Raw genomic sequence first — 12500 nt, forward strand, 5'->3', positions numbered from 1 at the left:
TTGGAAAGCCATACTTCCGAATTATGGCAAGAAATATTATCGATCATACAAACCAAGCTGAGTAAACCGAGTTTTGACACTTGGTTTAAAGCTACCAAGGCATTGACCATTACCGATCACTCCGTCGTCATTTCCGCACCGACAACATTTGCTGTGGAATGGCTGGAGAGCCGATACACCAAGCTGGTTAGTGCAACCGTATTGGAGGTGGTGGGCAAGCAGGTGGATGTCCGCTTCGTCATTGAGGAGGCCAAAGGACACGAACCTGTGCCGCAGCAGATCTCGCCGCCGCTTGAAATATCCGGGGAAGAAATTCAGTCTCATATGCTGAATCCGAAGTATACGTTTGATACCTTTGTCATCGGTTCAGGCAACCGGTTCGCCCATGCTGCCTCGCTCGCTGTTGCCGAAGCTCCGGCTAAGGCGTATAACCCATTGTTCCTATATGGTGGAGTTGGACTTGGAAAAACCCACTTAATGCATGCCATCGGCCACTATATTTTGGAGCACAATCCCAGCAGCAGAGTCGTGTATATTTCCTCCGAGAAATTCACCAACGAGTTCATCAACTCCATTCGGGACAACCGCGCTGAAAGCTTCCGCAACAAGTACCGCAACGTCGATATTCTGCTCATTGACGATATTCAGTTCTTGGCAGGCAAGGAATCGACGCAGGAGGAATTTTTCCATACGTTTAACGCCCTGCACGAAGAGCGGAAGCAGATTATCATATCCAGTGACCGTCCGCCCAAGGAGATTCCGACGCTGGAAGAACGGCTCCGTTCCCGGTTCGAATGGGGATTGATCACCGATATTCAACCGCCGGATCTGGAGACGCGGATCGCCATTCTCCGCAAGAAAGCGAAGGCCGAGAATCTGGATATTCCGAACGAAGCCATGATGTATATCGCCAATCAGATCGATACGAACATTCGTGAACTCGAAGGTGCCTTGATCCGTGTCGTTGCCTATTCCTCCCTGACCAATCAGGACGTAACAACGCATCTGGCAGCCGAAGCCCTGAAGGATATCATCCCGTCCAGTCGGCCGCGAATGATTACGATTCAGGACATCCAGCAGAAGGTCGGCGAGTATTACAACCTCAGGCTGGAAGACTTCAAAGCCCGCAAGCGAACCAAAGCCGTCGCATTTCCGCGGCAAATTGCCATGTACCTGTCCCGCGAATTAACCGACTATTCCCTTCCCAAGATCGGAGAAGCATTCGGAGGCCGGGATCATACCACTGTCATCCATGCCCATGAGAAGATTACCCAATCTCTGAAAAACGACCAGGAGCTGTTTAAAGTGGTCAATAATATTACGGAGAAAATCAAAAATCCAACCTGAACAAGTTCAAAGCCTATGCACAATCTATACACATGTGGATAGGCTTAATTTTATGCCTTTTCTGGGGCTTATCCACATATTCAGTGCCCCTATTACTATTACTAATAATAATTAATAAATAATTTAACCATAAAGAGGGGGATCCTCTTGGCATTCGCCAAGGTGAAAAAACCCCTCTCATTTTTCCGTAAGGAGTGAAATTGATGAAAATCAGCATATTAAAAAATGTATTAAACGAATCCATTCAACACGTATCCAAGGCGATTTCCAGCCGAACTACGATTCCGATCCTCAGCGGCATTAAACTGGATGTCACGTATTCGGGTGTCACACTAACTGCTAGCGATACTGATATTTCCATTCAATCGTTTATTCCTTCGGAAGATGAGAAGCACACTATCGTCCAGGTAGAGCAGCCTGGTAGCGTTGTGCTGCCGGCCAAATTTTTTGTTGAAATCATCAAGAAACTCCCTTCCCAAGAAATCCAGATGGAGGTAAAAGAGAACTTCCATACCTTTATTTCTTCGGGAGCTACGGAAATTCAGATGGTGGGCTTGGACCCCGAAGAATTCCCGGTACTGCCTAACATTGAAGACAGCCAAACCGTTTCTTTGCCTGGAGATCTGCTGAAAAACATGATCAAGCAAACGGTATTCTCCATTTCCACCCATGAAACAACGCCTATTTTGACCGGGGTATTATGGAGTCTGAACGATAATGAATTGAAATTTACCGCAACAGACCGTCACAGATTGGCAACTCGCTCTGCACAGCTGGACAATGCACAGGACATTTCGTTCAACAATGTCGTCATTGCGGGTAAAACGCTGAATGAGCTGAGCAAAATTATTCCGGACCAAAATACGCTGGTGGATATCGTTGTGGCCGATAATCAGGTATTATTTAAAATTGACCGTGTTCTGTTCTATTCCCGTATACTGGACGGCATTTATCCCGATACTTCTAGAATTATTCCAACATCGCATAAAACAGAACTCGTTTTGGACACAAAAAAATTAAGCGAATCGATCGACCGCGCCTACCTGCTCTCCAAAGAGGAGAAAACGAACATTGTTCTCCTGCAAACGATGGAACAAGGCGGCATTGAGATCTCTTCCAGCTCCTCCGAGCTTGGTAAAGTGCGTGAAGAATTGGATCTGATCGATTTCAAAGGGGAGCCGCTGCGCATCTCGTTTAACTCCAAATACATGCTGGACGTGCTAAAGGTGGTTGAAAGCGAACAGCTGATGATCGCTTTCATGGGGGTTATGAGCCCGATCATTCTTAAACCGCTCGACGACAGCAAGAGCCAATATATTATTCTGCCGTACCGTACGGCCAATTAAAGTTATCCCCATGTTGATAGGGATGAAAGGACGAGGTCATGAAACAAATATTTATCCACAGTGAATACATCAAGCTGGATCAGTTCTTGAAGCTTTCAGATTGCGTATCCACAGGTGGGATGGCGAAGGCGCTGCTTGCGGAAGGAGCGGTTCTGGTCAACGACGAGAAGGAAGAGCGGCGCGGACGCAAACTGGTTCCCGGCGACATCGTCAAAGTAGAGGATTGCGGGACGTTTCAGGTGGCAGCACAATAGACAGCCTCCCGCAGCCGCTTTGGCGCTAAGCGCGGAAGACGAGGGAGAGGATAAGCTTGTTTGTCAAAAATGTCAGCCTGCAGCATTATCGAAATTACGAGAAGCTGCAGCTTGAGGCGTTTGGCGATGTCAATTTGATCATCGGACGCAATGCCCAAGGAAAGACGAATTTGATGGAGGCGCTCTTCGTGCTTGCTTTAACGAAGAGCCATCGGACCTCCAAAGATCGCGAATTGATTGGATTCGAGCAGTCCAGTGCGCATATATCAGCCGAGATTGATCGCAAGTACGGCCCTTTGAGGCTGGAGCTGAGTTTGTCTCAGCAGGGGAAGAAGGCAAAAATCAACGGACTCGAGCAGCGGAAGCTTAGCGATTTCATCGGCTCGCTCAATGTCGTGATGTTTGCGCCCGAGGATCTGGAGATTGTCAAAGGCACGCCGGGGGTTCGCCGCCGGTTTCTTGACATGGAGATCGGGCAGGTCGCGCCAAGCTATCTGTTTCACCTGCAGCAATACCAGAAGGTGCTTGTGCAGCGCAACAATCTGCTGAAGCAATTATGGGGGAAGGGCAGCGCCGAACAAGCGATGCTGGACATTTGGAACAACCAATTGGCAGAACATGGTGTTAAAATCGTCAAGAAGAGGAAACAATTTATAAAAAAGCTGCAAAAGTGGGCTGAGACCATTCATCAGGGAATCACAAACGGTCTGGAAGAGCTCTCTTTACACTACCTTCCGTCCTTTGCTGACGCGGAGGAAGAAGATGAAGCTGTCTTATTTGAGACATTTATGATAAAATTATCACAAATGAAAGAGCAAGAAATACGGCGTGGTATGACATTGGCAGGTCCTCATCGAGATGATCTGGCTTTTTATATTAATGGCAAAGAAGTCCAAACGTATGGATCTCAAGGTCAGCAGCGGACGACGGCGCTATCTTTGAAACTGGCTGAAATCGAGCTGATACAGGAAGAGATCGGTGAATATCCGGTGCTGCTTCTGGATGATGTGCTTTCTGAATTGGATCCGTACCGGCAGACACAATTGATCGAGACATTCCAGAGCAAAGTGCAGACATTCATCACGGCGACGGGCATTGAGAGTTTGAATACCGACAAATTGAAGGGTGCCAGCATTTTTCATGTCCATGACGGACAGGTGGGCTCTTAAGGAGTGATTCCATATGTATATTCATTTGGGCGGAGAGAAGATCATCCGTTCGTCGGAGCTGGTTGGGATTTTTGATATCTCGATAGAGAAATCTTCAAAAATCTCCAAGCAGTTCGTCACGCATGCCCAGCAGCATAAAGTCGTGGAGATGATTGGCGAAGAGGATCCGAAATCCATTGTGGTGACGAAGTCGATCGTTTATTACTCTCCGATCTCCTCTGCAACGCTTAAGAAACGAGCAAATCATTTTGTAGCTCAGGCATAACAGAATCTGTAGAAGTAGGTGAAGGCATGTCTATGAATCAACCGACATATGATGAGAATCAGATTCAGGTACTGGAAGGATTGGAAGCCGTTCGTAAACGTCCCGGGATGTATATCGGGTCTACCAGTGCCAAGGGTTTGCATCATTTGGTATGGGAAGTTGTGGACAATAGTATTGACGAAGCGATGGCGGGAATATGCGACCATATCGAAATCATTGTCCATGAGGATAACAGTGTTACCGTTGTCGATAACGGGCGCGGAATTCCGGTCGGCGAGAACGCCAAGCTGAAGAAGTCGACGCTGGAAGTCGTTATGACCGTCCTTCATGCCGGCGGTAAATTTGGCGGCGGCGGATATAAAGTATCCGGCGGTCTGCATGGTGTTGGTGTCTCGGTCGTGAATGCACTGTCTTCGAAAGTCGTGGTTCAAGTCAAACGTGACGGGCACATCTACCAACAGGAGTATCATCGCGGCGTACCTCAATATGATATCAAGGTCATCGGGGATTCCGACGATACTGGTACAACCGTAACCTTCTTGCCGGATCCGGAGATTTTCACGGAAACAACGGAATATGATTACAACACGCTGCTTACGCGGATTCGTGAGCTGGCGTTCCTGAATAAGGGCATTGCGCTTACGCTGACGGATGAACGTACAGGTGCCTCCGACTATTTCAAATACGAGGGCGGAATCATTGAATACGTTAAGTTCCTGAATGAGAAGAAGGAAGCACTGCACGAAGACCCTATCTATGTTGAGGGATCACGGGATAATATTCAAGTCGAAGTATCGCTCCAGTATAACGACAGCTATACCGAGAATATTTATTCTTTTGCAAATAATATCAACACGCACGAAGGCGGAACGCATGAATCCGGCTTTAAGAGTGCACTCACTCGGATTATCAATGACTATGCCCGCAAAACGGGATTGATCAAAGATAACACCAACAACTTGTCGGGTGACGATGTGCGTGAGGGATTGACGGCAATCATCTCGGTCAAGGTACCGGAGCCGCAGTTCGAAGGACAAACCAAAACCAAGCTCGGCAACAGTGAAGTCCGCGGTATTGTGGAATCCTTGTTCGCGGAGAAGCTGCAGGAGTTCCTGCAGGAGAATCCGTCGGTTTCCCGTCGGATCCTGGAGAAGGCGCTCCAGGCATCACGTGCTCGTGAAGCGGCGCGTAAAGCCCGCGAGATGACACGCCGGAAGAGTGCGCTTGAAGTCAGCGCATTGCCAGGTAAACTGGCAGACTGCTCTTCCAAGGATGCCTCCATCAGTGAGCTGTACATCGTCGAAGGTGACTCTGCCGGTGGATCCGCCAAGCAGGGACGCGACCGGCATTTCCAAGCCATTTTGCCGCTTCGGGGTAAAATTCTCAACGTGGAAAAGGCGCGGCTTGACCGCATCCTCTCCAATGCGGAGATCCGGGCGATCATTACGGCGCTGGGTACGGGTATTGCGGAAGATTTCGATCTGTCCAAGGCCCGTTATCACAAAATCATTATTATGACTGATGCCGACGTTGACGGCGCGCATATTCGTACCTTGCTGCTGACGTTCTTCTACCGTTACATGCGTAAGCTGGTGGAAGCGGGTTATATCTATATTGCCCAACCGCCGCTCTTCAAGATCGAGCGCAATAAGGTGATCCGTTATGCCGGCAGCGAGAAAGAACGCGACGAGATCATCAAGGAATTCGGTGAGAACGTCAAAATTAACGTGCAGCGTTACAAAGGTCTCGGCGAGATGAATGCCGGACAGCTGTGGGAGACGACGATGGATCCAGAGAGCCGTACCATGCTTCAGGTGACCATCGAAGATGCGATCCTGGCTGATACGTTGTTTGATACCCTGATGGGCGATAACGTTGAACCGCGGCGGGATTTCATTCAAGAGCATGCGAAGTCGGTCCGTAATCTGGACGTATAAAGTTAATAATCCAAAAAGGGGCATCCCAAGGTCTGTGAAGGCCTCAGGGACTGCCCTTTTATTTTTACGATAGATACGATTTGGTGTGTTCGCCATATATCCTGAATCTAGGCATTAAATTATATATCGCATAGGCTAACCGGTCTTTTTGGCTTTTTTCTTGCCGGTTAAGTTACGCCCATAAGCGTTTGCATATTTTTTTACTTGATTGTAGATGCTGGGATCCTTGAAAAATTTCTTGAACGGGAACAGTGCAGGTTTGGTATTAACCTCCAGGATCCAGATGTTCCAGCGACCGTCTATGGCAATATCGAGGCCGATTTCTTTCAGCTTGGGATAGGATTTCTGCAGCTGCGATGCGACATTCACCCCAAGCACATTCAGCTCTTTACGGATGTTCTCTGCCTCTTCTGCCGTCATATGCTCGGTCATCAGCGGTTTATAGTGCTGGGCTGCCCCACCGCTATGGTGGTTGGTAATGATTTTATTCTTGGCCGCTACCCGCCCGATTATTCCTGTGCTCACCCACTGGCCAGAAGGACTCTTCTGAGTAAGTACACGTAGATCAAAGGGGCGGCCTTTATGGCGAAGCAGATGGATGCCTTGCTGAATGAGATACTCCTTCCCCTGAAACAAAGCGCTCAGTGTTTTATCGAGACTCTCCAGGGAGGTAAACATTTCGGTTTTCTGTTCATAACGAAGCTTGTAGGAAGTGGTCGTGGTTTCGTCGGCATCACCGATTTTGGATTGGAGCTGCTCGACTGACATGACGCCGACGCCATAGGTTCCCCGGTCAGGCTTGATATACACAAGCGTATGTGTGCCCAGCATGTCACCAAGCGCCTCCAATGAATACTGGCGGGTAGAGGGAACATAAGAGGCGAGACCTTTATTTTTCAAGAGTATTTTCGTTTTCGCCCACTTGCTTGCAACGCGTTGGATAGTCAACCATCTTCATCCTTTCCAGCTGTATGATGGGAGTGACAGGATTTGGCCTGTCTCGTTAACAAACTCGTGTCCATCCGGTTGATTTGAAAGAATCGGGGCATCTCCAGCAAGAGAGCTTAAACCCGGAAAACATAGGACAAGTATGACAAACAGTGGTATAATATAAAGATGTGATGCTACGAAAAGTCCTGTGCAATGCATTGTATGTGAAAAGGGGCACGGAGGACAGGGCGTATATCCCGGTTTCCGGGCAAAAATCATTCTTTCACTTGATCCATCCCGTGTTTAATTGTGCACGGTTTGTGAAAGTAATATAATAAAGGTTAGTGCGTTTTTAGGTTTCTGATCACTATTCTGCTTTTTTCACATAGATCAAGGCATGGTTGATAGGAAAATGAAGGAGGTCCAGCATGGCGGAAGAAAATTTCTCCCAAATCAAAGATCGTGACATTGGTACCGAGATGCGCGAGTCCTTTATGGACTACGCGATGAGTATCATTGTCAGCCGGGCTTTGCCGGATGTACGGGACGGAATGAAGCCAGTACACCGTCGTATTTTATATGCGATGTCTGAACTTGGAATGGCCCCGGATAAACCGCATAAGAAATCGGCAAGAATTGTTGGCGAGGTTATCGGTAAGTACCATCCTCATGGTGATTCCGCAGTTTATGAATCCATGGTTCGGATGGCGCAGGACTTCTCCATGCGTTATATGCTTGTTGATGGACACGGAAACTTCGGTTCCATTGACGGCGATATGGCAGCGGCTATGCGTTATACCGAGGCTCGTTTATCGAAGATTGCTATGGAAATGCTGCGTGATATTAATAAAGAGACGATAGACTTTGCTCCTAACTATGATGGTGAGGAACAGGAGCCGGTCGTACTTCCTGCGCGTTATCCTAACTTGCTGGTAAACGGCGTGTCCGGGATCGCAGTAGGTATGGCTACCAATATTCCGCCTCATAATCTCGGTGAAGTTATCGATGGCGTTCAGGCGATGATTCGAAATCCTGATATCACGCCGATGGAGCTGATGGAATATATTCAAGGACCGGATTTCCCGACAGCGGGTTATATTCTGGGACGTGAGGGGATTCGTCAAGCATACCGTACGGGCCGTGGATCCGTTACGATGCGGGCGAAAGCGACCATAGAAGAGAATAATAACAAGGCTCGCATTGTCGTTCACGAGATTCCGTATCAGGTGAACAAGGCTCGACTGGTTGAGAAGATCGCGGAATTGGTTCGCGATAAGCGGATTGACGGCATTACGGATCTCCGCGACGAGTCGGACCGTAACGGTATGCGGATTGTTATTGAGCTGCGCCGGGACGTTAACCCAAATGTCGTTTTGAATAACCTGTACAAGCATACGGCTATGCAGTCTAATTTCGGTATTAACATGCTGGCTATCGTAAACAATGAGCCGAAAATTTTGAATCTGCGCGACGTGCTGTTCTACTATTTGGAGCATCAGGTTATCGTTATCCGTCGCCGTACCGAGTTTGAACTGAAGAAGGCGGAAGCTCGCGCTCATATTCTCGAAGGTTTGCGGATTGCGCTGGATCATCTCGATGAGGTTATTGCCCTCATTCGCGCGTCGCAGACTACAGAGGCAGCTCGCGAAGGCTTGATGGAGCGTTTCGGTCTCAGTCATGAGCAGGCGCAGGCCATCCTGGATATGCGTTTGCAGCGCCTGACCGGACTCGAACGCGAGAAGATTGAGAACGAGTACCAAGAATTGCTTGCCAGAATCGCGGAACTGCGCGAGATCTTGGCTAATGAGCATCTTGTGCTTCAAATTATCAATGATGAGCTCCAAGAGATTAAGGAACGCTTCTCGGATGAGCGCCGTACCGAAATTACGGTCGGGGAAGACAGCATCCTGGATGAGGATCTGATTCCACGGGAAGAAGTGATCATCACCATTACGCATACCGGTTACATCAAGCGTCTGCCTGCGAACACCTATCGCAGCCAGAAGCGGGGCGGCCGCGGCGTTGTGGGGATGGATACGAAGAGCGAAGACTTTGTCGAGCATCTCTTCGTCACGAATTCCCACCACTATCTGATGTTCTTCACGGACAAAGGGAAGGCGTACCGGTTGAAAGCCTATGAGATTCCTGAGCTTAGCCGTACCGCCCGCGGAACGCCGATCATCAACCTGATTCAGATTGAACAGGGCGAGTCGATCAATGCCGTGATCCCGGTGGAGAACTTTGACAGCGATAATTTCTTGTTCTTTGCCACACGTCAGGGTGTCGTTAAGAAAACTCCGCTTGAGGATTATGTCAATATCCGCAAGGGCGGTCTGATTGCGATCAACCTGCGCGATGATGATTCCTTGATCGAGGTTAAGCTGACAGATGGTCAGCAGGAGATCATCATGGGAACGGCGCAAGGCATGTCCATCCGCTTCAAGGAGAGCGATGTTCGCTCGATGGGAAGAAGCGCGACGGGGGTGAAAGGGATTACGCTCGATGACGATGACGAAGTCATTGGCATGGACGTGGTGGACCAGGAGCTTGATATCCTTATTGTAACGACCAAAGGTTACGGCAAGCGGACGCCTGCAAGCGACTACCGCAGTCAGACCCGTGGTGGCAAAGGGATCAAGACTATCAATATTACGGAGAAAAACGGACCGGTTGTGGCACTTAAGGTCGTGAAATCGGAAGAGGATCTCATGATTATTACGGCTAGCGGTACCATCATCCGTACGAGCATGGAGGGCATCTCTACCATGGGCCGTTATGCTCAGGGCGTGAAGCTGATCAACATCCGTGAGGATGATTCCGTAGGTACTGTGTGCCGTGCGGACAAGAGCGATGAGCCTGAAGCCGGTGAAGAGGAAGAAGAAGGCCATGACGGCACAGAGCCGGTTGAGCCGACAGAAGAATAAACGATAGTATCGAGCATGAATGCAGATTTGCATTCATGCTCTTTTTGTAAAAAGAAAACCATACGCTATGCGTATGGTTCAGGATAGCTTAAGCGTTGTATAAAAAAAATCCTCCGAAGTGTTAAGATAAATTCGGTTCGCCAACCAAATTTAAAACACGAGGAGGAGATCAGATGGCATCTGATGTGAACAGTTTAGCACATACAAAATGGAATTGTAAGTATCACATAGTGTTTGCACCAAAGTACAGAAGACAAGTGATCTATGGGAAATTGAAAAGAGATATAGGAAAAATACTAAGACAATTGTGTGAAAGAAAAGGTGTAGAAATTATAGAAGCAGAGGCATGTAAAGATCATATACACATGCTGGTAAGTATACCGCCGAAAATAAGTGTGTCATCATTTATAGGGTATCTAAAAGGGAAGAGTAGCTTAATGATATTTGATCGCCATGCAAATTTAAAATATAAGTATGGGAATCGAAAATTCTGGTGTAAAGGGTTTTATGTGGACACGGTAGGAAGGAACAAGAAAGTGATTGAAGAGTATATACGAAATCAGTTACAAGAAGACGTGGTTGCAGAGCAAATGACGCTGGAAGAGTATATAGATCCATTCACAGGAGAAGAAACAGGAAGCAAACGAAAGAAGAAGAACTAGAAGACCCCTTAAGGGGTAGCCGAAAAAGTAGTGCGGTTGGCGAACGATTCAATGCCCTTTAGGGCTGGCCAGTAACAAAGGCTTTCAGCCGCAGAGCAAACCACCCGTTCACACGGGTGGTTTTGATTTGTCTTACCGGATTACAAATTCAGGGAAATGGTATTGTACAGGCCGCAAAAGACGAACTATAATATGTATAATATAAGGTGAAGTTTGCTGCCGTGGCGCAGCTTAATAGATGGAGAGGGTTGATCATGACGATCAAAGCCGTGAATGAAGTGGTGGCTGGAGTAAAGCTGGCCAAAGATGTGCATACGCCTCTGGGGGGCCTTTTGCTGCAAAAAGGGAAAGTTTTGCTTCCCCGGGATCTAGAGGTATTGAAAGCTTTCATGGTGGACCATGTAATTATAGAATCCGTTGAAGCAGATAGCACAAGAATACCGACCGTAAAATCTGCCGGACAGAAGCCGTCGCTGATCTTTACGGGGAATCAACAGGGCAGTGGGAACGAAGAGGCACCTGTCCGAAAAGACTTGGCCTTGCATGAGGAATACGACAAGACCATGACCCTGGTCAAAAACTGTTACCAGTCCGCCATAACGGGCGAGCTGCGAATGTATGAAGTGCGTAAACAAATGGACAACTTATTAAAACACCAACATGAGTATCATGTCCTTAAATTCATTCCTCGCATGACCAATCGCCATGATTATCGGTATCACAGTGCCGTGCTTTGTGCCCTTTCCTCCTATAAGCTGGCACAATGGGTGGGGCTCCCGCAGAAAGATTGGATGCAGGTGGCCTTTGCAGGACTGCTGCATGATATCGGAAATGCCAAGATTGATCCGATTGTGTTGAACAAACCTTCCAAACTTACCGAAGAAGAGAACGAAGAAGTACGTCAGCATACGACCTACGGTTATCAGATTCTCAAGAATGTTGCGGCGGTGAATGAAGGAGTTCGGCTCGCAGCTCTCCAGCATCATGAGAAAGTAGATGGCTCGGGGTATCCATTGCGGCTGGAAGGGAACAAGATTCATATCTACGCCAAGATCGTTGCTGTTACGGATATCTTTCATGCGATGACACTGGATAAGTTCTATCGGAATGCTCAATCTCCTTATGTTGTGCTGGAACAAATTCAACTAGAGGCCTTTGGCAAGCTGGATCCAAAGATCGTTCAGACTTTTATCCAAAAGGTAACGGCCTTGCATTCAGGTACTCAAGTCCGGTTGAGCAATGGCACTTCGGGAGAAATCGTATTTACGGACGCTCAGCATCCAACGAGACCGATGGTATCGGTTCAGGGAGAGATCATTAACCTGATGCAACAGCACCAACTCTATATAGAAGAAGTTATTTATTGATTTTCAAAAAAGGGTTGACCTACATAGGAAAGCTGTGATATATTATTTCTTGCCGCTTCTGAGCGGGAATATATCGCAGCTTTCAATGAAATAAAAGTTTTCAAAAAAAAGCTTGCTAAATAATTGAGAATGTGATATATTATAAGAGTTGCTGGTGCGAATGAGATTCGCCGGTGACAAAGAAGTTGATCTTTGAAAACTGAACAACGAGTGAGTAAAACGAACCACTTAGGTGGGACGTTGAAATAGAGAATTGAACAAATTCTCGTCAGTTAAGAAATGAGCAAGTCAAACACTTT

Annotated in this window: 10 protein-coding genes and 1 rRNA gene (1 of these 11 running past the window's edge); 10 read left to right on the forward strand and 1 reads right to left on the reverse strand. The window is 47.7% G+C overall.

What is annotated here, in order from left to right; all coding sequences use genetic code 11:
• The 6 genes from dnaA to gyrB all read left to right on the forward strand — a co-directional run bounded on the left by dnaA (position 1) and on the right by gyrB (position 6318).
• Positions 1–1347, forward strand: a complete 1347-nt coding sequence (gene dnaA / locus MKY82_RS00005; protein ID WP_269468904.1) for a chromosomal replication initiator protein DnaA — start codon at positions 1–3, stop codon at positions 1345–1347.
• A 203-nt stretch (positions 1348–1550) separates the two neighbouring features.
• The gene (gene dnaN / locus MKY82_RS00010; protein WP_113058542.1) at positions 1551–2693 is read left to right on the forward strand and encodes a DNA polymerase III subunit beta; all 1143 of its coding nucleotides are present in this window, start codon (positions 1551–1553) and stop codon (positions 2691–2693) included.
• Positions 2694–2731: 38 nt separating this feature from the next.
• Complete coding sequence (gene yaaA, locus MKY82_RS00015) at positions 2732–2947, forward strand: S4 domain-containing protein YaaA (protein ID WP_009591516.1); 216 nt, start codon at positions 2732–2734, stop codon at positions 2945–2947.
• Between the two features lie 56 nt (positions 2948–3003).
• Positions 3004–4116 (forward strand): DNA replication/repair protein RecF, encoded by a 1113-nt coding sequence (gene recF, locus MKY82_RS00020; RefSeq protein WP_194540282.1) that lies wholly within the window; start codon positions 3004–3006, stop codon positions 4114–4116.
• A gap of 13 nt (positions 4117–4129) precedes the next feature.
• Positions 4130–4381: an extracellular matrix/biofilm biosynthesis regulator RemA family protein gene (locus MKY82_RS00025; protein ID WP_071219299.1), complete on the forward strand. Its 252-nt coding sequence runs from the start codon at positions 4130–4132 to the stop codon at positions 4379–4381.
• A gap of 26 nt (positions 4382–4407) precedes the next feature.
• Positions 4408–6318, forward strand: a complete 1911-nt coding sequence (gene gyrB / locus MKY82_RS00030; protein WP_100541344.1) for a DNA topoisomerase (ATP-hydrolyzing) subunit B — start codon at positions 4408–4410, stop codon at positions 6316–6318.
• A 135-nt stretch (positions 6319–6453) separates the two neighbouring features.
• Here the strand turns inward: gyrB and MKY82_RS00035 are convergent, their stop codons facing one another.
• On the reverse strand, positions 6454–7266 hold the full coding sequence (locus MKY82_RS00035; protein WP_339220798.1) for a YheC/YheD family protein: 813 nt from the start codon (positions 7264–7266) through the stop codon (positions 6454–6456).
• 410 nt (positions 7267–7676) lie between these two features.
• Here MKY82_RS00035 and gyrA point away from each other — a divergent pair, with 410 nt between their 5' ends.
• The 4 genes from gyrA to MKY82_RS00055 all read left to right on the forward strand — a co-directional run.
• Positions 7677–10172 carry a DNA gyrase subunit A gene (gyrA, locus tag MKY82_RS00040; protein ID WP_194540284.1) on the forward strand — a complete coding sequence of 832 codons (2496 nt, stop codon included), beginning with the start codon at positions 7677–7679 and terminating at the stop codon, positions 10170–10172.
• A gap of 173 nt (positions 10173–10345) precedes the next feature.
• Complete coding sequence (gene tnpA / locus MKY82_RS00045; RefSeq protein ID WP_071223663.1) at positions 10346–10834, forward strand: IS200/IS605 family transposase; 489 nt, start codon at positions 10346–10348, stop codon at positions 10832–10834.
• A gap of 254 nt (positions 10835–11088) precedes the next feature.
• Positions 11089–12201: an HD-GYP domain-containing protein gene (locus tag MKY82_RS00050; protein WP_339220800.1), complete on the forward strand. Its 1113-nt coding sequence runs from the start codon at positions 11089–11091 to the stop codon at positions 12199–12201.
• Positions 12202–12498: 297 nt separating this feature from the next.
• Positions 12499–12500, forward strand: a 16S ribosomal RNA gene (locus MKY82_RS00055) (it continues 1554 nt past the right edge of the window).

This window comes from Paenibacillus sp. FSL W7-1279 (genome assembly GCF_037969845.1).
GTDB lineage: Bacteria > Bacillota > Bacilli > Paenibacillales > Paenibacillaceae > Paenibacillus_AQ.